Genomic DNA, 20,330 nt, shown 5'->3' with positions numbered 1-20,330 from the left:
CCTTGGCTCTTGGTACCGGAATAGGCATTTCCATCGTTAGGGCGAACGAGCGCTTCGCTCGATGTTCGACTAAAAGTGCATCTGCACTCGAGCCGGCTCGTACTATCGACGCCAGCCCCGAACGATTTGTGTATCTCTAGATAGTCGCTCGCGCGGCAAAGTCCAAGCCCTTTTTAAAGAGCTTGGGCGCTTTTTACAGAAAATATGCTGCCCAATCGAGATTTTGCGGCCTGTGAGGTTTTTTGGCACCTCGGCTTGTCATTCGCGCCGCGATGGCCCATATACGCGGCGGGAGGTTGGCGGTGGACGCAACACTCGCCAACCGGGTCAGGTCCGGAAGGAAGCAGCCCCAACGAGACCGCTGCGGGTCTTCGTCCAACCTCCTACCTCATGCAGTGGCAGCGGATCGCGAGGGACCCCTTCCAGGGATTCGGGGGAATTGATGGAAGACGCGACGCCGACCGACAGCCAGCCCTACCGCGTCCTCGCCCGCAAATACCGTCCCCAGACCTTCGACGACCTGATCGGCCAGGACGCGATGGTGCGTACCCTCTCCAACGCCTTCGAGACCGGGCGCATCCACCAGGCCTACATGCTCACCGGCGTCCGGGGCGTCGGCAAGACCACGACGGCGCGCATCCTGGCACGCGGCCTCAACTACGAGCCGCCGGAAGGCGGCGGCAGGCCGACCATCAACATGCCGGGTCTCGGCCGCCACTGTCAGGCCATCATCGACAGCCGCCACATCGACGTGATGGAGCTCGACGCCGCGTCCCATAACGGCATCGAGAACATTCGCGAGATCACCGACGGCGTGCGCTACGCCCCGGTCTCGGCGCGCTTCAAGGTCCTCATCATGGACGAAGTCCATATGGTGACCACGCAGGCCTTCAACGCGTTGCTGAAGACGCTGGAAGAGCCGCCGCCGCATGTAAAATTCATTTTTGCCACCACCGAAATCCGCAAGGTCCCGATCACCATCCTGTCGCGCTGCCAGCGCTTCGACCTCAGGCGTGTTGACAGCGGCCTGCTCGCGCGCCATCTCGGCGCGATCTGCGAGAAGGAAAGCGTTTCGATCGACGCGGAGGCGCTGGCGATGATCGCGAGGGCCGCCGAGGGCTCGGTGCGCGACTCGCTGTCCCTGCTCGACCAGGCCATCGCCCATGGTGGCGGCACGATCGACGCCGAGAGCGTGCGCGCCATGCTGGGCCTCGCCGACCGTTCGCGCGTGATCGACCTGTTCGAGGCGGTGATGCGCGGCGATGCCGCTTCGGCGCTCGACGAACTGCGCGCCCAGTACGACCAGGGCGCCGATCCGGCGGTGGTGCTGTCGGAGCTCGCCGAATTCACCCATTTCGTCACGCGCGTGAAGATTTCGCCGGCCGCTGCCAATGATCCTTCGGCAACCGAAGTGGAGAAGGTGCGCGGCTCCGAGCTCGCCGGCAAGCTCTCGATCAAGGCGCTGACGCGCCAGTGGCAGATGCTCCTCAAGGGCATTCCCGAGACGCAGACCGCCGCCAAGCCGCTCGCTGCCGCCGACATGGTGCTGGCGCGTCTGTGCTATGCGGCCGACCTGCCTTCGCCCGACGACCTCATCCGCCAGTTCACCGAGAGTGGTGGCGCCCTGCCCTCGCGCGGGCCTGCGGCACCGCCGCCGGCATCCCCGCCGGCCGCCCCGCGGGCCCAGCTGATCACGGCCGCCACCCAGGCGCAGTTCCAGCCGCAACCGCAGCGGGCGCTCTCGCCCGAGCCGGCCTCGGCCGGGCAGCCCAGCCGCGCGCTCGCCAGCTTCGCCGAGATCGTCGCCCTTGCCATGGAAAAGCGCGACCTGCCGCTCAAGCTGGCGCTGGAGCGGTTCGTGCGGCTGGTGGCCTTCGCCGATGGCCGCCTCGACATCGCCCTCGAGCCCGGCTCGCCACAGGGCCTGGTCAACGATCTCTCGCGCAAATTATCGGACTGGACCAATAAGCGCTGGCTGGTGGTGCTGTCCTCGGAAAAGGGCGAGGCGACCCTGCGCGAGCTCGCCGAAGCGCGGCAGGCCGCCGTGCTCTCGGGGATCAGGGCCGATCCCTTCGTCCGTGCCGTGATGGAGCGCTTTCCCGGCGCGGAGATCGTCGACATCCGGGACAATGCCCCGGTGGAGACGCAATCCCTGGCGCCGGCGCCCGACGATGGCGGCGATCCCGACGATGCCGAGGAGGCCGCGTCCTACTCGGCCGACGACATCTGAACACAGGAACAGGAGTTCCCATGAAAGACGTGATGGGCATGATGAAGCAGGTTCAGGCCATGCAGGCCAAGATGCAGTCCCTGCAGGCCGAACTGGAACAGACCGAGGTCGAGGGCGTGGCCGGCGGCGGTCTCGTCAAGGTGCGCCTCACCGCCAAGGGCGAGATGAAGGCCGTCGACATCGACGCATCGCTGCTCAAGGCCGAGGAAAAGGAAATCGTCGAGGATCTCGTCCTCGCCGCCCATAACGATGCGCGTGGCCGGGCTGACCGCCTGACCCAGGAAAAGATGGGCTCGATCACGGCCGGCCTTCCCATCCCACCCGGCATGAAGCTGCCGTTCTGAGATCATATCGATGTGGCGGGCCTTGCTGGCAGTTTTGCTGGGGATCGCCATGACGACAATGGCGCAGGCCGCCAATTATGCCGTCGGCCAGATCTGGTCCTATCGCACGCGGGCGGGCGAAGAAAACTCGCGTGTGATCATCGATAAGATCGAGGACGCCCGCACTCTGGGAAAGATCTATCACGTCACCATCAAGGGCGTGAAGGTCAAGAACCCCAAGATCGCCGGCGGAATTTCAGATACGCTGCAGCATCTGCCGCTGTCCCAAGCTTCATTGGATGGCAGCGTGCTCAAACTCATTGGCACCGGCAAATCCGATCCCTCGTTTCAGGAGGGATATCGCGAATGGAAAACCGCTTTCGATGGCGACAAGGCAGGGATTTGGACGGTTTCCATCGAGAAAATCGTCGGAGCGGTCGAGAAAGCCATCAACCAATAGCAGTTGGCCATGCCGACACGCATTGGCTGGTCTCCTTGCCAGGATAGCTGGCCCGCATTGGCCAACGAACTGGCCAACACGAGCCGACGGGAGCCAGCGGGCAGACCATCACCGCGCTCTGCCCTCGGCGGTCAACTCAGCAGCGGCAGCATCCAGAACCCGAATGATTTCTTCATCGGACAGAACGCCACCCTCTTCTATGGACGCGTTTACCATTTCTCTGAGTCTGACGAGCCGCATCGCTCGTTCCTCTTTTTCCTGGGCAATGGCGCCACCAGCTTTATCCCGTCCAAGAGGCATAGGATCATTCATGGCGGCATTCCTGCGTTTGCCGTAAAGCATGGCAGCTACCCCAGCGCCTTCACCGCAGCCGACGTGTTGCGGAAGCTGATGGCTAGGCGGTTATAGGCGTTCATCAGGCCGATCGCGATGGTGAGGTCGGCGACTTCCTTCTCGGAAAACACCGCCCGCACGGCTTCGAACTCGGCTTCGGGCACGGCGGTCTCGGCAACGCTCGTCACCGTCTCCGCCCAGCGCAATGCCGCCTTTTCCTGTTCGCTGAACAGGGCACCGGCCTCGTGCCAGACCGGCACCAGCACCAGCTTTTCCTGGGGCAGGCCGTCCTTGGTCAGGTCGCGCGAATGCATGTCGATGCAATAGGCGCAGCCATTGATCAATGAGATCCTGAGATAGACCAGGTTGACCAGCATGCGGGGCAGGCTCTGGCTGACATAGCCATAGACGCCGCCGAGGGCCTTCATGCCGGCCGGAGCGGCAGCGTTGTAATCGAGGCGCGGGGCCATTTCACTTCTCCTGTTCGTAGACGGTGAGGTTGCGGTCGCCGGAATCGGCGACGAAGACGGCGAGCAGCGAGGCGGGCCTGGTCTTGCTGGCATTCTCGCTGACCTGATGGTGGGCTCCCGGCTCCTCGAACCAGCTCTCGCCGGCGCGATAGACCTTGACCGGCCCGCCATTGACCTGGCTGCGGATCGAGCCGGACAACACATAGGCAAAGACGAAGGCCGTCTTGGAATGGGTATGCGCGGGCGACTTGCCGCCGGGCGCATAGCGCACGAGGACGCTGGTCATGGTCTTGCCGGGCACGTTGGGCAGCGCCTGCTCGAACACCGGCGCGGCGCTGGCCCCGCCGGATCTCGATTGCGGCGAATGGGCGAGAGCGGGGACGGCCGCGAGGGCAATGCCCGTGCCGAGCAGAAAGGCTTTGGAGATCATCATCTTGGTTCCTGTCTTGCGATAGCCGGAACATCGCTCTCTTTCGGCTCACAAAAAAGCACCAAGAATTGCATGAAATATTGTACCATTCGATCGCATGAACGAGCCCTTCAAGATCAGCATCGATCGCGCCGCCCAGATTCCGCTGGCCGTGCAGATCCATCGCAGCATCGCCGCCGCCATCCTCGACGGCCGGCTGGGAAACGGCGTCCGCCTGCCGTCCTGGCGTGATCTCGCAGCCCAGCTCGGCGTCGCCCGCGGCACGGTGCGTGTGGCCTATGAAAAGCTCGCCGACGAGCAGCTGATCGCCGGCATGGGAGCGGCCGGCACGCGCGTGATCCACAAGGCAAGCCGCCCGCAGGCCGCGGGCCGGCTGCCGGAAGCCACGCCCCTGCCGGCACTCTTTCCCGATTTCGAGCGCCCGCCCGCCACCTTCCAGATGGGGGTGCCAGCGCAGGACGCCTTTCCCTTTTCGCTATGGTCGCGCATCATGGCGCGCAGCGCCCGCGCCGCCGCCGCGGCGCCGGTGAGCTATCCCGACCCGCGCGGCCATATCGAGCTTCGGCGCGAAATCGCAGCTTATCTCGCGCTGGCGCGCGGCATCCAGTGCGAGCCGGCCCAGATCCTGGTGACATCGGGCTATGCCGGCGGCCTCGGTCTCATCCTGCGCGCCCTCGGGCTCGGCGGCCGCAAGGCCTGGCTCGAAGATCCCGCCTTCATCCTGACACGCCTCGCCCTGGAGCAGGCCCGGGTCGCGGTCACGCCGGTTCCGGTCGACCGGGACGGCATCGACGTCGCTGCCGGCATCCGCCTCGCGCCGGATGCCGCCTTTGCGGTGGTCACGCCCGGCCAGCAATCGCCGCTGGGCCTCACCCTGTCGCTCGAAAGGCGCCTTGCCCTGCTCGATTGGGCGCAGGCGCGGCAGGCCTGGATCGTCGAGGACGATTATCTCAGCGAGCTGCAACTGAGGGGGAGGGCAGCGCCCGCCCTCGCTTCGCTCGACCGGCAGGGCCGGGTTCTGCATGCCGGAACCTTCAGCAAGACCATCACACCGGCGCTGCGCCTGGGTTTCCTGGTCGTGCCGCCGCAACTGGCGGCCCGCTTCGGCGACGTGGCCGCCGCCCTCGCGCCGGCGCCGGCGGCTTCGATCCAGCGAGCCGTGGCGAGCTTCCTGGCGGAGGGCCATTACCTCCGCCATCTGCGGCGGATGAAACGCCTCTACGCCACCCGGCGCGACGCCCTCGCCGCCTGCCTTGCCGAGCGCATCGGCCCTGGCCTGACGGTGCATGCCAATGGCGGCCTCGCCGTGCTGCTCGAACTGCCCGACGCCACGGACGATGTCGCCGTTTCCCGGCAGGCCCTGCCTTTCGGGCTCGCTCCCGTTGCGCTCTCGCCCTGGTACAAGGCCACGCGCCGGGCCGGCCTGCTTCTGGGCGTCACCAATGTCGATATCGACAGCCTTGCAGCCGATTGCGACCGGCTGCTGGCGCTGGTCGCAGCCCATGGCTGAACGCGAGGCCGCCAAGACGGTTTACATTCGCCGGCACTAGTGCACACTGCGCAGCCTGCGGCCTGCGAAGTAGCGAAGCCGCGGGGAGGAATTCGATCGAGCTGGTGCGTTCCACGCAAGATCCAAGCAAGACGACATGGTTTCTGATCCGGATGGATCAAGAAACCCATTTCCAAGGGAGGCTGGCCGCACCTTCTCATGGCTTCGCATGTCGATCATATCCGCGAGATCGAAAGCGTCGGCCTGGGCGCAGCGACCATGCGCGACGCCACGGTGGTGCAAAGCTGGCTGCGCTGCATCAACAAGCATCGATTGGATCCGGCCCAGGCCTGCGAGGCCTACATCGTGCCGGATACCCAATTGCGCGAGCATCGCCAGCAATCGGAAGAACTGATTACGATCGCCCGCTCGGGCCTCGAAAGCCTGTTCCGCCAGGTGGCGGGGCAGAACTACGTGCTGCTGCTCTCGGACAGGGCCGGCGTGACTGTGGATTTCTACGGAGACCCGCTGTTCGACAACAATCTGCGCAAGGCCGGCCTCTATCTGGGCTCCGAATGGTCGGAATCGCGGGCCGGCACCTGCGCCGTCGGCGCCTGCATCGAAGCCGGCGAGGCCCTGACCATTCATCAGACCGACCATTTCGACAATACCCACACGCCGCTCTCCTGCACCGCCGCTCCGATCTACGATATTCAGGGCGGGCTCTCGGCGGTGCTCGACATCTCCCTGCTTTCCTCGCCGATCAAGAAGGCCAGCCAGAACCTGGCCCTGCATCTCGTCTCGGCCACGGTGCGGCGCATCGAGCTCGCCAATCTGATGGCGCAATCGAGCCGCGAATGGGTGCTGCGCTTCTCACGCTCCCCGGAATTTCTCGATGTCGACCCGGAAGCCGGCATCGCCATCGACGGTTCCGGCCGCATCATCGGCATGACCAATGGCGGCGCCAAGGTGCTGGCGCGCTCGGGCAATCTCGACTGGCGCGACCCGCAAGCCCTGATCGGCCAGCCCTTGTCACGCTTCTTCGACATGGACATTGACGACCTGCCCGATCTGACGCGCCAGCATCGCCCGCAGGATCGCCTCGTCTTCGCGCGCGACGGCAACGCCCTGTTCGCCCATGCCATCGAGCCCAATATTGCCGTGCGCTCGCCGGCAGGGGCACGCCACGACATTCCCACCTCGCTGCGCAATCTGAGCGGCGGCGACGGCCAGCTTGCCGCCTTGCAGGCCAAGGTCGCCAAGCTCGCGCCCCGGCCTGTCTCGATCCTCATCCAGGGCGAAACCGGTACGGGCAAGGAGTATCTGGCCCGCGCCATCCACGAGGCGAGCGGCCGGACCGGCAAGTTCGTGGCGGTGAACTGCGCGGCGATCCCCGAGCCGCTGATCGAAAGCGAATTGTTCGGCCATCTGCCGGGTGCCTTCACCGGTGCGGCCCCGCGGGGGCGCATCGGGCTGATCGAGGAGGCCAATGGCGGCACGCTCTTCCTCGATGAGATCGGCGACATGCCGTTGGCGCTCCAGAGCCGGTTCCTGCGGGTGTTGTCGGAGCGGGAGCTGACGCCGGTGGGCGCTTCGCGCGCCAAGCCGCTGGACATCAGGGTGGTGTCGGCCTCCAACCGGCCGCTCGAGGCGCTCGCCAGGGATGGCGGCTTTCGCGAGGACCTGCTCTACCGGCTCAATGCCGCGACGCTCGTGCTGCCCGCCTTGCGCGAACGATCCGATTTCGTCTGGCTGCTCGACAAGATCCTTGCCAAGCACCGCATGAACGGCGAGGCGCTGGCGGTTGCGCCGGCGGCCCTGCTCGCGCTCAAGGCCTATCACTGGCCCGGCAATATCCGCGAACTCGACAATGTGGTCTCGGTGGCCGCGGTGCTGTGCCACAATGGCGTCATCGAAGTGAGCGACCTGCCCGAAGCCTTGTTGCGGCGGGCGCTTCCGCAGAGGAGCGAGGAGCCGCATACGCAAAGGGGCGCTCTCGAGGCCGTGCTCGCCAGCTGCAATTGGAATGTGTCACAGGCGGCACGCAGCCTGGGCGTCGACCGGTCCACGGTGCATCGCCAGATCAAACGCCATGGCCTGAACCACCGCAACTGACCTGTTGCAGCAGCCCTGCCACAGCTGTGGCATTCGTTGCACGCCGTGCAACGGTGATGGGTATCCAAGCAGCCGGAAACCGCGCCAGGCCGCGGCTTCCGACAGTTGGCACGGCGATTGCTCTTCCTGCCCAACAACCTGCAACAGGGGAGGAAGACAAGGATGAAGGCCCTGCGATTTCATGCCGCCAAGGATTTGCGGCTCGAAGAACTGCCCAAGCCAGGACAACCGGCGCCCGGACAGGTTCTGATCCGCAATCGTTTCGTCGGCATCTGCGGCACGGATCTGCACGAATATGCCTATGGCCCCATCTTCATCCCGGTCGAGCCGCATCCCTTCAGCGGGGCGAGCGGTCCGCAGGTGCTCGGCCATGAATTCGGCGGCGTCGTCGAGGCAGTCGGCGCAGGGGTCGAGGCGGTGAAGCCGGGCGACCGGGTCTCGGTGCAGCCGCTGATCATGCCGCGCTCGGGCGATTATTTCGCCGATCGCGGCCTCTTCCATCTGAGCCCCCTGCTCGCTTTGGCCGGGCTGAGCTGGATCTCCGGCGGCATGGCCGACTACGCCCTGCTCAACGACTACAATGTGCAGAAGATCCCCGACGCGCTGAGCGACGAGGAAGCGGCCCTGGTCGAGCCCAGCGCGGTGGCCGTCTATGCCTGCGACCGCGGAGGCGTCACCGCCGGCTCGAGCGTGCTGGTCACCGGCGCCGGCCCGATCGGCCTGCTCACCTTGCTGGCGGCGCGGGCCGCCGGTGCCGCCCAGCTCTTCGTCTCCGACATCAACGACAAGCGCCTCGCCTTCGCCAAGGCGGCCCTGCCCGATCTCGTCACCATCAATCCCAAGCGTGACAATCCCGGCGACGTGGTGCGCGGACTCAGCGAAGGCAAGGTCGGCTGCGACGTGGCGATCGAATGCGTGGGCAACGAACATGCCCTCAAGGCCTGCCTCGACGCCGTGCGCAAGCAGGGCGTGGTGGTCCAGACCGGCCTGCATCCGCATGAGAATCCGCTCGACTGGTTCCAGGTCACCTTCAAGGATGTCGATATTCGCGGCTCCTGGGCCTATCCCACCCATTACTGGCCGCGCGTCATCCGCCTGATCAGTTCCGGCCTGCTGCCGGCGAAGAAGGTCGTGACCCGCAAGATCACGCTCGACGCGGCCGTCACAGACGGCTTCGACGCCCTGCTCGACCCGGCCGGCGAACAGCTCAAGATCCTGATCGACCTGGCTGGATAACGCCGGATCGGAGCGGCCGGCTCGGAAACAAGGAGTTACACCAACCAAGCGTTCCTTCTCTGCCCGACGTAACAATCACGACCAAACACAATAAACCGGAGGAAATACCATGCTCGATCAAAGTCCGCAGGCCAGGGTGGACGCGGTTCTGGCCAAGCTCGAAAAGGCGCTCGCAAGCGGCGATATCGATGCCGCAGTCAACCTGTTCCAGGAAGATTGCTATTGGCGAGACCTGGTGACCTTCACCTGGAACATCCGCACCCTGGAAGGGCGCGATGCCATCGGCGAAATGCTGAAGTCGCAGCTCGCCGCCATCAAGCCCGGGCATTTCCGCCAGGATACCGACGAAGCTGCCAGCGACGGCAATGGCGTGACCGAGGGCTGGTTCGAGTTCGAAACGGAGGTGGCACGCGGCTATGGCCATATCCGCCTGAAGAACGGCCTGATCTGGACGCTTCTCACCACCATGAGCGAGCTGAAGGGCCATGAGGAGCCCAAGGGGTTCCGCCGTCCGATGGGCGCCGAGCACGGCAGCGATCCCGCCCGCAAGACCTGGAAGGAGAAGCGCGAAGCCGAGGCTTCGGAACTGGGCTTCACCGAGCAGCCCTATGTCGTCATCATCGGCGGCGGCCAGGGCGGCATCGCCCTCGGCGCCCGGCTGCGGCAGCTCGGCGTACCGACCATCATCATCGAGAAGAACGAGCGCCCGGGCGACAGCTGGCGCAAGCGCTACAAGTCGCTCTGCCTGCACGATCCGGTCTGGTACGACCACCTGCCCTACATCCCCTTCCCCGAGAATTGGCCGGTTTTCGCACCGAAGGACAAGATCGGCGACTGGCTGGAGATGTATACCAAGGTAATGGAGCTGAACTATTGGAGCTCCACCACCTGCAAATCCGCGAGCTTCGACGAAACGACCAAGGAATGGACCGTGATCGTCGAGCGGGACGGCCGCGAGATCACCTTGAAGCCCAAGCAGCTGGTGCTCGCCACCGGCATGTCGGGCAAGGCCAACGTGCCGAAAATCAAGGGCCAGGACATCTTCAAGGGCGAGCAGCAGCATTCCTCCACTCATCCCGGCCCGGATGCCTATCGCGGCAAGAGGGTGGTGGTGGTCGGCTCCAACAACTCGGCCCACGACATCTGCGCGGCCTTGTGGGAAGGCGGCGCCGACGTCACCATGCTGCAGCGTTCCTCCACACATATCGTGAAATCGGACTCGCTGATGGAGATCGGGCTCGGCGACCTCTATTCGGAGCGCGCGGTGGCCGCAGGCATGACCACCCGCAAGGCCGATCTGATCTTCGCCTCGCTGCCCTATCGCATCCTGCACGAGTTCCAGGTGCCCGTGTACAACAAGATCCGCGAGAAGGACGCCGAGTTCTACAAGAGGCTCGAAAAGGCCGGCTTCATGCTCGATTTCGGCGATGACGATTCCGGCCTGTTCATGAAATATCTGCGCCGCGGCTCGGGCTATTACATCGACGTCGGCGCCTGCGACCTGGTGGCGGATGGCCGGGTCAAGCTGGTCAGCGGTGTCGGCATCCGCGAATTGAGCGAGGGCGGCGTGGTGCTGGAGGACGGCCGGGAACTACCCGCCGATCTCATCGTCTATGCCACCGGCTATGGCTCGATGAATGGCTGGGCCGCCGATCTGATCTCCAAGGAAGTGGCCGACAAGGTCGGCAAGTGCTGGGGCCTCGGCTCTGATACCACCAAGGACCCCGGGCCGTGGGAAGGCGAGCAGCGCAACATGTGGAAGCCCACGCAGCAGGAGGCCCTATGGTTCCATGGCGGCAACCTGCACCAGTCGCGCCATTATTCACTCTATTTGTCCCTGCAGCTCAAGGCCCGCAAGGAGGCGATCCCGACACCGGTCTACAAGATTCAGGAACGGCACCATCTGTCCTGAGCTGGATGCCGGCCACGCCGTGAGGCGGTGAGGCGACTGTGCTGATGTCGCGCCGCCCGCAATCAGCGCCCCCATCCTTCCCGTGCCGACAGGCTCGACAGAGCGGCGAGCAGGTCGGTCTGGGTGACGAGCCCGGCAATGCGCTTGTCGTCGTCCACGACGACGACGGCATGGGCGGTGCCGTCGGTGAGGGCGGGCACCAGCCCGAGGGCCGGCGCTTCCGGCGTGGAAAGGGTGGGCAGCGTCATCACCTCGCCGACCTGCTTTACCGGCCCGGCGAGGTCGCGCAGGCCCACCGTGCCCACCACGCGGTCGTGGAAGTCGATCACCGGCAGGGTGCGGACATTATGCTCCAGCAGGAGCCTGATGGCCGTTTCGGCGCTGGCTTCGGGCTCGACGGTGACGATGTCGCGCGACATGATGTCGGCACAGGTGAGATCGGCATGGGAGCGCGACAACGCCCGCTGCTCGACCCGCCGCAGCAGGCGGTCGAGGTCCTGGCGATCGATGTCGAAGGTCTCGCCGAGATCGCTCAGCGCCCCCTCGATATCCTCGTCGCGAAAGCCCACCCTCAGGGAAGGCGCGGGATCGGCGGTACCGTGCGTGCTGGCCGGGGCGGAGGCCGGCACATGCGGATAGGGATGGCGGGAAAAGCGGTGGAACAGCCAGCCCAGCGTCACCAGCAATGTCGAGTTGAGGCAGACCGGCACCAGGGCAAAGCCGAAGCCGGCGGCGGCCACCGCCGGTCCGCCGATCACCGCCGTCAGGGCGGCGGCCCCGCCCGGCGGATGGAGGCAACGCGTCAGCGACATCACAGCTATGGCGAGGCCGACCGCCAAGCCGATGGCCAGCATCGGCTCATGCACGAACCGGGTGACCGCGATGCCGCACAGCGCCGAAAGCGTATTGCCGCCGATGATCGACCAAGGCTGGGCCAGCGGACTGGCCGGCACGGCAAAGAGCAGCACGGCCGAAGCGCCGACGGGAGCGACGATGAAGGGCAGATGCGGATCGCGGCCGAAGACGAGCGTGCAGACCAGGCCGGTCAAGCCGATGCCCGCGATGGCGCCCAGGCTGGCGAACAGCCGGTCGCGCAGGGTGGCGCCGGCCAGGATCGGCACGAACAGCTTGAAGGGAAGAAACGCCATAGCTTGACCCGGCAGATAGGATGGGCGTGGTCCGCCCTGGGCGCGATATATCGCGAAGCGATAGGTGCTTAAAGCTTAGGCAGCAGGCATTCAAGGTACGAAAGGACGCAGTGTTTCCCGGGAGCGCGGACATCCTTGTCCGCCTCCGGGAAACATTGCGCCTTCAGGGTGAGAAGAAGCGGACGAGGACCTCCGCGCTCCCGGGATCCACGCACAAAACCTGCCGACACTTCCACTCTCCCCTCGCACCTCGTCCACAAATCACCTATCTGGACATCATGGCATCCGTCACCGGCCCCGAAATCGAACGCCTGATCCAGCTGCTCGCGCGCCTGCCCGGGCTCGGGCCGCGTTCGGCCCGCCGGGCGGCGCTGACGCTGATCAAGAAGCGCGAGCAGTTGATGGTGCCGCTGTCCTCGGCCCTGCAGATCGCCTGCGAGCGCGTGGTGGTCTGCTCGAACTGCGGCAATATCGACACCTGCGACCCCTGCACCTTGTGCAGCGATCCCCGGCGCGAGAACACGCTCCTGGTGGTCGTCGAGGATGTCGCCGATCTCTGGGCCCTGGAACGGGCCGGCGTCGTCAATGCCCGCTACCATGTGCTCGGCGGCACGCTCTCGCCGCTCGATGGCGTCGGCCCCGAAGATCTCACCATCGACAGGTTGGTCGCACGCGTCGCCGAGGGCGGCGTCTCCGAGGTGATTCTCGCCCTCAATGCCACGGTCGACGGCCAGACCACCGCCCATTACGTCACCGACCTTCTGGCCCCCACGGGCGTCAAGGTGACGAAACTGGCGCATGGCGTGCCGGTCGGAGGCGAGCTTGACTATCTCGACGAGGGCACCCTGGCTGCCGCGATCCGCAGCCGGACGCCGTTTTGAGGCCTGTCATCCCGGACGCGATGCAGCACGCAGTGATGCGTCGCAGATCCGGGACCGCAGGACGAGAAAGGCGGTCCATTCTTCACCCGGTCCCGTGTCTGCATCGCGGCACTCCGCGCAGCAATGCGCACGGGATGACATCCATATAGGAATCCCCAATGCCCCAGCTCATCGTCACCTATTGGCGCGACATTCCCACCATGGTGGTGGCCAAGCAGGGCCGCACCAGCGCCAAGCGCGAACTGAGCTCGCGCTTCGGCGAGGCCGTCGACATGGCGGCGATGCGCGGCGGTGCCGCCGGCACGGACGATTATCTCGCCGAGTTCCACCGCAGCCCCCCGATCGAGTGCGGCGACGACCTCGAAGCGGAAGTTTCGGCGGCGGCGGCCAAGATCGAGGCGGAATACGACAAGGAACGGCTGGCGGCTCTTGCCAAGAATGGCGGCAGAGAAAACCGCTGATCGCCCCAACGCGAGTTCCCTGAGACATGCGCACGCCCGCTGCCTTCGAAGCCACCGGAAAGCCACCGCGCGACGCGAAGAAATTCGCCTTGCGCTTCTGGGCCATCCGCCATTCCGCCGCGATGGAACGGATCTATCACGGCGTCGAGTGGACGCTGGTCAAGCTCTCGCCCTTGTTCACGGCGATCGGCTGGGACAGGCTGGAAAAGCCGGTGGCCAAGGTGGAGAAGCTGGTCAAGTCGAGCCTGTTCGACTGCAAGATGTGCGGCCAATGCGCTCTCTCTTCCACCGGCATGTCCTGCCCGATGAATTGCCCCAAGGGCCTGCGCAACGGTCCCTGCGGCGGCGTCAGGGCCAATGGCAATTGCGAGGTCTATGCCGACATGCCCTGCGTCTGGGTCAAGGCCTATGAGGGCTCGCGCAACATGGCCGGCGGCAGCGCCATCGAGGTGCCGCAGGCACCGGTCGATCACCGGCTGAAGGGGCAGTCCTCCTGGCTCTCCGTTGCCCGCGAAAAATCCGGCTACAATGCCAGGATCGCGGCGGAGAAGGCGGCAGCGGCGGCCGCCGCCAAGGCCAAGGCTGCAGCCGAGAAATCCGCTGCGGCAGCCAAGTCCACTGCGGCCGCGGCGAGCGGAGGCAAGCCATGACGATCGACACCAGGCTGCCCCATCCCGACGATTTCGGCCCTCATCCGGCGGCGCCCCTGCCCGAACTGCCGGGCCATACCTCGCGCGGACGTCTCGAGCGCGTGCTGCGCCGCGGCGAATTCGCCGTCACGGCCGAGCTCAACCCACCCGATTCGGCCAATCCCGACGACGTGCTCGAACGAGTGAAGCCGTTCGAGGGCTGGGTCGATGCCATCAACGCCACCGACGGCTCCGGCGCCAACTGCCACATGTCCTCGGTAGCGATCTGCGCCCTGTTGACCCGTGTCGGCTATTCGCCGGTGTTCCAGATTTCCTGCCGCGACTACAACCGCATCGCCATCCAGGGCAATGTCCTCGGTGCGGCGGCGCTCGGCGTGTGCAACGTGCTCTGCCTGTCCGGCGACGGCGTGCAGAGCGGCGACCATCCCGAGGCCAAGCCGGTCTTCGACCTTGATTCGACTGCCCTGCTGTCCACCATCCGTACCATGCGCGACGAGCAGCGCTTCCTGTCGGGCCGCAAGATCACCACGCCGCCCGCCATGTTCCTGGGCGCGGCGGCCAATCCCTTCGTGCCGCCCTATGATTTCCGGCCGATCAACCTGGCCAAGAAGATCCAGGCCGGCGCGCAGTTCATCCAGACCCAATATTGCTTCGACATTCCCCTGCTCGAACGTTTCATGGCGCGCATCCGCGACATGGGTCTGCACGAGAAGTGCTTCATCATGGTCGGTGTCGGCCCGCTTGCCTCCGCCCGCACGGCCAAATGGATGCGCTCCAACGTGCCCGGCGTGCACGTGCCCGACGACGTGATCAAGCGCCTGGAAGGCGCGCAGGATCAGAAGGAGGAAGGCAAGCGCTTGTGCATCGACATCATCCAGCAGGTCCGCGAGATCAGGGGTGTCGCCGGGGTGCATGTGATGGCCTACCGCCAGGAGGAATATGTCGCCGAGATCGTGCATGAATCCGGCGTGCTCGCCGGCCGCACGCCCTGGCGCCGCGACATGGCCCCGAGCCCGATCCCGCATGAGGAGATCGTGGCGACGCCGTAGAGACGAAGGCCACCCTATTCGCTGACTTAGCGAGAATGCGCGGGAAACGCGGTGTGCCGGTCTTCGCAGTTCCATCAAATGATGGAGCGGGATCGGCATTCGTCCCGTCGGCGAGCACAGCGTTTCTCAGATGGTCGATCGGGAGATCGACCCACCAGACGCGCGACAATCCTCGCTAAGTTAGACACATATGGGCGTCGGGCCTGTCTTCGGTGGCCCTATTCCGGCGTCGAGAACACGCGCAGCCTGTGGCCGTCGGGATCGAGCACCACGAAGGTGCGGCCGAAATCGAGATCGATGGGCTTCTGGGCGACGCGCACATCGCGCGTTTCGAGCCATTGGCCATAGGCAGCATCGACGGCGGCGGCATTCGCGACCTTGAAGCCGATCTCGACGCCGCCGGCTGGCGCACCCGGCGCGGGCTCGGCCGTATGCTTCGACCAGAGGCCGAGCATCAGACCGGTCTCGAGGGCGAACAGGGCGAAGGTGGCCTGCTTCTCGATGGGCTCGAGGCCGAGCAGGTCGCGATAGAAGGCGGTGCTGCGCAGCGGGCTGTCGACCATCAGCAGGGCATAGCTGGATTTGAAGGAGGCGGGCATTCTCTTGGTCCTCGGTTGCGACGAGGAAAGACTAGCGCTCTACCCTGCCAGTTTTTGTCAGGAGCGAAGGCCTCCGGCTCGGCCCGTCGGCGAAGGTGATGGATCCGAGAAGCGGACTAAGCCCGCCTCCTCGGGCGCGCCGTCACGCTGCGACAGTCCCGGCCTGATCCACCAGTTCCATCAAGCCATCCCAGGCCCCCGGGGCCGAACCGATCACCCGACCACCGCGGGCGAGATCGCCATGGGTGAGGAAATTCTCCGTCCGGCCGCCCGCCTCGCTGATGAGGCACAGGCCCGCCAGGCAGTCCCAGGCGTTCATGTGCGGCTCGTAATAGCCGACCAGCCGCCCCGCCGCGACATAGGCCAGCATCAGCGCACCCGAGCCGTTGCGGATGAACATGCCGCCCTCATGCAGGAGGGCGTTGAGGAAGCCGGTGATGGTCTCCGGCGCCACGCGGTGATTGGCGCCCACCCCGAGCACGCCGTCGACCAGGCTTCTTTGGTCCGAAAGCCGCAGGCTGGTGCCGTTGAGCGTCGCCCCCTGGCCGAGGGCCGCCGCATAGAGTTCGTCGCGCACCGGCGCATAGATCACTCCGACGACCGTGTCGGTGCCGTGCGTGACCGCCACCGAGACGCACCAGGACGGCAGGCCGAACACGAAGGGGCTGGTGCCGTCGACCGGATCCATCACCCAGCAATAACCGGAGCTGCCTTCGCTGAGGCCATATTCTTCGCCGAGCAGGCTGTCGTCCGGAAAAACGGCGCGGATGCGCTCGCGCAGCAGCCGCTCGCTGGCCTTGTCGGCGGCCGAGACCACGTCCTGCGCATTGGCCTTGGTTTCGACGGCGAGCGTATCGCGGTCGTTGAAGAAGGACAGCGCCAGGAGGCCGGCCTCCCGGGAGATGTCCCGGGCAAGATCGAGGCGGGCGGCGATGTCGGCGGCGGCAGGCGATGTCATGGGCAATTCCTGAAGGACCTGAAATATATGAAGGCTATGGCCAGCCGTCATTGCGAGCGTCGCAAAGCAATCCGGAGGATGAGCCCGTGGCCGGCTGGATTGCTTCGCGACGCTCGATGACAGGCTTCCACGGACCATCCTCATTCCGGCACCAAGGCGAGGCCGCGGTCATGCAGGTCGACGCCGATGGCTGTCCCCGGCGCGAGCATGCGGTCGGTGCCGGAATCGATGAGGAAGATCGGGCCGGCCTTGGTCTCGATTTCGTATTCGACATGGTCGCCGAGATAGGCCGCGTGCAGCACCCGGCCCGACAGCATGGCCCCGGCGGCCTCGCGCAGGGTCATGGCATTGGGACGGATGGCGAGCTTGGCGGGGCCGACGGCCAGCCCCCGCGCGGCCAGCGCATGCCCGCCCTCGCCGACCCGGATCTCGGCCCGGCCATCGGCCACGCGCGTCACCTCGCAAGGCACCACATTGGCTTCGCCGATGAAATCGGCGATGAAGGCGGAGGCCGGCGCCTCATAGAGCTCGCGCGGCGTACCGGCCTGGGCGATCCGGCCCTGATGCATGACGATGACCGTGTCCGAGACGGCCAGCGCCTCTTCCTGGTCATGGGTGACGTAGACGGCGGTAAAGCCCAGGCGCTGCTGGAGCTCGCGGATCTCGGTGCGCACCCGCCGGCGCAGCCGGGCATCGAGATTGGAGAGCGGTTCGTCGAGCAGCAGCACCTGCGGCTCGACCACGAGGGCGCGCGCCACGGCGACGCGCTGCTGCTGGCCACCCGACAATTCGCTCGGCAGGCGCTCGCCATAGCCGGCCAGCCCCACCAAGGCCAGGCCGTCGGCCGCCTTCTCGCGCGCTTCGGCCTTGCGCAGGCCGGATGATATCAGGCCGTACGCGACATTATCGGCCACGCTCATATGCGGGAACAGGGCATAGGACTGAAAGACCATCGAGACGTCGCGCTCATTGGCCGGCAGGGCGGTGACGTCCTTGCCGCCGATGCTGATGCGGCCGGCACTGGGATGTTCGAGCCCGGCGATCATGCGCAAGGTCGTCGTCTTGCCGCAGCCGGAAGGGCCGAGCAGGGTCACGAGCGTGCCTGGTTCGATCGTGAGCGACAGATCGGCAATGGCCGTCACCGCTCCGAAGTTCTTGCGCACATTCTGAAAGGTGACCGAGCCAGGCCTGATATCGATACTCATGCCGCCTTCTCCTGAGGTCTGGGTGTGGATCTGGCCGGCACACCGGCGACGCGGTCCTCGCGGCGCAGCCGGCGCTCGCCGACCAGGGCCTGGAAGCCGCCGATCACGGCGATCATCACCACGATCAGCACGCTGGAATAGGCGATGGCGACACCGTAACTGCCGTTCTCGACCAGACCGACGATATAGGCGGTCGCCATGTTGTACTGGGCGCTCACCAGGAAGATCACGGCGCTGATCGAGGTGATGGAGCGCACGAAGCTGTAGACCAGGGCGGCGACGATCGCCGGGCGGAGCAGCGGCAGGATCACGCGCCGCGCCGTAGTGAAGGAGTTCGCGCCCAGCGTCAGCGAAGCCTCGTCGAGGCTTCGGTCGATCTGGCTCATCGCCGCCACGCCGCCCCGCACGCCCACCGGCATGTTGCGGAAGACGAAGCAGATGATCAGGATCAGCGCCGTGCCCGTCATCTCCACCGGCGGCAGGTTGAAGGCGAAGACATAGGAAACGCCGATGATAGTTCCGGGAATGGCGAAGCTCATCATCAGGGCGAATTCGAAGACAGAGCGCCCGGCGAAATTCTGCCGCACGATCAGATAGGCGGTGAGGAGACCGACCACCGCCGTCAGCGGAGCCGAGATCAGGGCGATCTCCATCGTCGTCCAGAACGAGCCCCAGGCGACGCCGCTCCACAGTATCGAGCCCTGGCTGAAGGTCACCGCAAAGGCGCGGCTGTAATGCTCGAGCGTGAGGCTATGGTCGAGCCCCCAGGTCTTCACGAAACCGCCGAACAGGATCATGGCATAGACCACCAGCGTGAAGGCCGACCACACGGAGACCACGCCGATGGAAAGTGCCGCGACCCCACGGCTGAGCCCGGCATGCTGGCCCGAATCGCCCTTGCCGGTAACGGTGGTGAAATTCCTGCCGCCGAGCCAGAGCCGCTGGGCGACGAAGGCGGTGAGGGTGAAGGAGAGCAGGATGAGGGCGAGCACGGCTGCCCGAGCCGGATCGGTCTGGGCACCCACCACGGCGAAGAAGATCTCGGTGGAGAGCACGCCGTGGCTGCCGCCCAGCACCATGGGGTTGCCGAAATCGGCCAGGCTCTCGATGAAGCCGACCAGGAAGGCATTGGCGAGGCCCGGCCGCATCAGCGGCAGCGACACCGTGACGAAGGTGCGCCAGCGGTCGGCCCTGAGGGTCTGGGCCGCCTCCTCCATGGCCGGGCTGACGCCCTGCACCACGCCGATCAGCACCAGGAAGGCGATCGGGGTGAAGGAGAGCACCTGCGCGATCCAGATGCCGGTGAGGCCGTAGAGCCAGCGGCCGGGCGGAATGTCGAAGAGGTAGGCAAGCCCCTGGGTGACCACGCCCGAACGCCCGAACAGCAGGATCAGGGCGAGGCCGACCACGAAGGGCGGCGTGATGATCGGCAGGATGGTGAGCAGCCGCAGCGCCCGCTTGAAGGGAAAGCGGGTCCGTGTCGCCACCAAAGCGAAGGCGAGGCCCAGCAGCGTCGAACCCGCGCCGGTGGCGATGGCCAGCATCAGGGTGGACCAGGCGACGCCGCAGCGCCCGCCGCCGGTGAGGCAGCGCAGGGTCCAGATCGACGGGTCGGTCAGGGTGTTGAGGAAGCCCGCGGCATCGAAGCTGCCATCGACGCCCTGGAAGGCGCCGACCAGCACGGTGCCCACCGGATAGAACACGAAGGTGGCGACCAGGGCGATCAGGATGGTGATCGCCGACACCACGAAGGCATCCCCCCTGAGAACGCCGCGCTCGGCGAGGCCGAAACTGAACAGCAGCAGGAAGGCCGTCAGCAGCGTGGCCGCACCGGCGCCGAAAGCTTCCTGCCCCGTTCCGAGCACCCCGAACCAGGCCTCGAGCACCGGCCAGCGCCAGCCCGAATAGGCGATGGCGAAGCCCTGGACCACCATGATGGTCGCGCCGGCGAGACCCGAGGCGACGAGCAGCCGGGCTCGCAGCGCCGGCTGAGCCGTGAATCGGGCCAGCGCGGCTGGCACCAGCGCCAGCAAAGGCAGAGCCAGCCACCAGCGCCCGTGCAAGGCGAGCTGAACCAGTCCCGGCCCAGCCTTCGCGCCGGCCGGATAGTCCGTCAGCCATCCGGTCGAGAAGAATCCAGCCTCAAGTCTGTACCAGGGCAGGATCGCCAGGCCGAGAACGGCCAGGGCGAGCACCCAGTCGAGGCGGCGGTTGCGCCTGTTCATGGCGGGCCTTTCGGAAAGGAGGTGGTTTGGGATAGCGCAGGCATCCAGCCCATCAGCGTTGACCTGGCCCGGCGAAACGTCGGAAGCATGGAGTGTCGATCTTCAGATCGACTTCTTCCTTCCGCACTTCCAAGAATGTCGATCTGGAGATCGACA

19 protein-coding genes and 1 other RNA gene are annotated in these 20,330 nt (G+C 65.9%); 12 read left to right on the top strand and 8 right to left on the bottom strand.

What is annotated here, in order from left to right; genetic code table 11:
* Positions 1–290 precede the first annotated feature (290 nt).
* The 4 genes from ffs to C5L14_RS06595 all read left to right on the top strand — a co-directional run bounded on the left by ffs (position 291) and on the right by C5L14_RS06595 (position 3,013).
* Positions 291–388, top strand: an RNA gene (ffs, locus tag C5L14_RS06610) — signal recognition particle sRNA small type.
* A gap of 54 nt (positions 389–442) precedes the next feature.
* The gene (locus tag C5L14_RS06605; RefSeq protein WP_105861222.1) at positions 443–2,230 is read left to right on the top strand and encodes a DNA polymerase III subunit gamma/tau; all 1,788 of its coding nucleotides are present in this window, start codon (positions 443–445) and stop codon (positions 2,228–2,230) included.
* A gap of 20 nt (positions 2,231–2,250) precedes the next feature.
* Positions 2,251–2,574: a YbaB/EbfC family nucleoid-associated protein gene (locus C5L14_RS06600; protein WP_105861221.1), complete on the top strand. Its 324-nt coding sequence runs from the start codon at positions 2,251–2,253 to the stop codon at positions 2,572–2,574.
* 10 nt (positions 2,575–2,584) lie between these two features.
* Complete coding sequence (locus tag C5L14_RS06595) at positions 2,585–3,013, top strand: hypothetical protein (RefSeq protein ID WP_105861220.1); 429 nt, start codon at positions 2,585–2,587, stop codon at positions 3,011–3,013.
* 108 nt (positions 3,014–3,121) lie between these two features.
* Here the strand turns inward: C5L14_RS06595 and C5L14_RS06590 are convergent, their stop codons facing one another.
* The 3 genes from C5L14_RS06590 to C5L14_RS06580 are packed head-to-tail and all read right to left on the bottom strand — an operon-like array spanning position 3,122 to position 4,246.
* Complete coding sequence (locus C5L14_RS06590) at positions 3,122–3,325, bottom strand: hypothetical protein (RefSeq protein ID WP_105861219.1); 204 nt, start codon at positions 3,323–3,325, stop codon at positions 3,122–3,124.
* A gap of 35 nt (positions 3,326–3,360) precedes the next feature.
* Positions 3,361–3,816 carry a carboxymuconolactone decarboxylase family protein gene (locus C5L14_RS06585; RefSeq protein ID WP_105861218.1) on the bottom strand — a complete coding sequence of 152 codons (456 nt, stop codon included), beginning with the start codon at positions 3,814–3,816 and terminating at the stop codon, positions 3,361–3,363.
* Position 3,817: 1 nt separating this feature from the next.
* Positions 3,818–4,246: a cupin domain-containing protein gene (locus C5L14_RS06580; protein WP_105861352.1), complete on the bottom strand. Its 429-nt coding sequence runs from the start codon at positions 4,244–4,246 to the stop codon at positions 3,818–3,820.
* A gap of 97 nt (positions 4,247–4,343) precedes the next feature.
* On the opposite strand from C5L14_RS06580, the gene C5L14_RS06575 reads away from it, so the two are divergent.
* The 4 genes from C5L14_RS06575 (at position 4,344) to C5L14_RS06560 (ending at position 10,998) form a co-directional block, all read left to right on the top strand.
* Positions 4,344–5,756, top strand: coding sequence for a PLP-dependent aminotransferase family protein (locus C5L14_RS06575; protein WP_105861217.1), 1,413 nt, complete (start codon positions 4,344–4,346; stop codon positions 5,754–5,756).
* Between the two features lie 198 nt (positions 5,757–5,954).
* Positions 5,955–7,850 (top strand): sigma-54-dependent Fis family transcriptional regulator, encoded by a 1,896-nt coding sequence (locus C5L14_RS06570; protein WP_105861216.1) that lies wholly within the window; start codon positions 5,955–5,957, stop codon positions 7,848–7,850.
* 162 nt (positions 7,851–8,012) lie between these two features.
* Complete coding sequence (locus C5L14_RS06565; protein ID WP_105861215.1) at positions 8,013–9,086, top strand: 2,3-butanediol dehydrogenase; 1,074 nt, start codon at positions 8,013–8,015, stop codon at positions 9,084–9,086.
* A gap of 109 nt (positions 9,087–9,195) precedes the next feature.
* The gene (locus C5L14_RS06560) at positions 9,196–10,998 is read left to right on the top strand and encodes an NAD(P)/FAD-dependent oxidoreductase (protein ID WP_105861214.1); all 1,803 of its coding nucleotides are present in this window, start codon (positions 9,196–9,198) and stop codon (positions 10,996–10,998) included.
* A 62-nt stretch (positions 10,999–11,060) separates the two neighbouring features.
* Here the strand turns inward: C5L14_RS06560 and C5L14_RS06555 are convergent, their stop codons facing one another.
* Positions 11,061–12,146, bottom strand: a complete 1,086-nt coding sequence (locus tag C5L14_RS06555; protein ID WP_105861213.1) for an HPP family protein — start codon at positions 12,144–12,146, stop codon at positions 11,061–11,063.
* A 278-nt stretch (positions 12,147–12,424) separates the two neighbouring features.
* Between C5L14_RS06555 and recR the strand changes: the two genes are divergently transcribed.
* The 4 genes from recR (at position 12,425) to C5L14_RS06535 (ending at position 15,187) form a co-directional block, all read left to right on the top strand.
* Complete coding sequence (recR, locus tag C5L14_RS06550) at positions 12,425–13,027, top strand: recombination mediator RecR (protein ID WP_105861212.1); 603 nt, start codon at positions 12,425–12,427, stop codon at positions 13,025–13,027.
* 158 nt (positions 13,028–13,185) lie between these two features.
* Positions 13,186–13,488 carry a virulence factor gene (locus C5L14_RS06545; protein ID WP_068283113.1) on the top strand — a complete coding sequence of 101 codons (303 nt, stop codon included), beginning with the start codon at positions 13,186–13,188 and terminating at the stop codon, positions 13,486–13,488.
* A 26-nt stretch (positions 13,489–13,514) separates the two neighbouring features.
* A complete protein-coding gene (locus C5L14_RS06540) occupies positions 13,515–14,138 on the top strand; it encodes a methylenetetrahydrofolate reductase C-terminal domain-containing protein (protein ID WP_105861211.1) in 624 nt (207 codons plus the stop codon).
* The gene (locus C5L14_RS06535; RefSeq protein WP_105861210.1) at positions 14,135–15,187 is read left to right on the top strand and encodes a methylenetetrahydrofolate reductase; all 1,053 of its coding nucleotides are present in this window, start codon (positions 14,135–14,137) and stop codon (positions 15,185–15,187) included. The genes C5L14_RS06540 and C5L14_RS06535 overlap by 4 nt, the downstream gene beginning before the upstream one ends.
* Positions 15,188–15,405: 218 nt before the next feature.
* Here C5L14_RS06535 and C5L14_RS06530 read toward each other — a convergent pair whose 3' ends face one another.
* The 4 genes from C5L14_RS06530 to C5L14_RS06515 form a co-directional block, all read right to left on the bottom strand.
* A complete protein-coding gene (locus C5L14_RS06530; protein WP_105861209.1) occupies positions 15,406–15,786 on the bottom strand; it encodes a VOC family protein in 381 nt (126 codons plus the stop codon).
* 142 nt (positions 15,787–15,928) lie between these two features.
* The gene (locus tag C5L14_RS06525) at positions 15,929–16,744 is read right to left on the bottom strand and encodes an inositol monophosphatase family protein (RefSeq protein WP_105861208.1); all 816 of its coding nucleotides are present in this window, start codon (positions 16,742–16,744) and stop codon (positions 15,929–15,931) included.
* Positions 16,745–16,884: 140 nt separating this feature from the next.
* A complete protein-coding gene (locus C5L14_RS06520) occupies positions 16,885–17,949 on the bottom strand; it encodes an ABC transporter ATP-binding protein (protein WP_105861207.1) in 1,065 nt (354 codons plus the stop codon).
* Positions 17,946–20,174, bottom strand: a complete 2,229-nt coding sequence (locus tag C5L14_RS06515) for an ABC transporter permease (protein WP_105861206.1) — start codon at positions 20,172–20,174, stop codon at positions 17,946–17,948. Before C5L14_RS06515 ends, C5L14_RS06520 begins: the two co-directional genes overlap by 4 nt.
* Positions 20,175–20,330 lie beyond the last annotated feature (156 nt).

Source organism: Labrys okinawensis (assembly GCF_002982075.1).
Lineage (GTDB): Bacteria > Pseudomonadota > Alphaproteobacteria > Rhizobiales > Labraceae > Labrys > Labrys okinawensis_A.
This window is presented reverse-complemented; position numbering and strand designations above follow the sequence as displayed.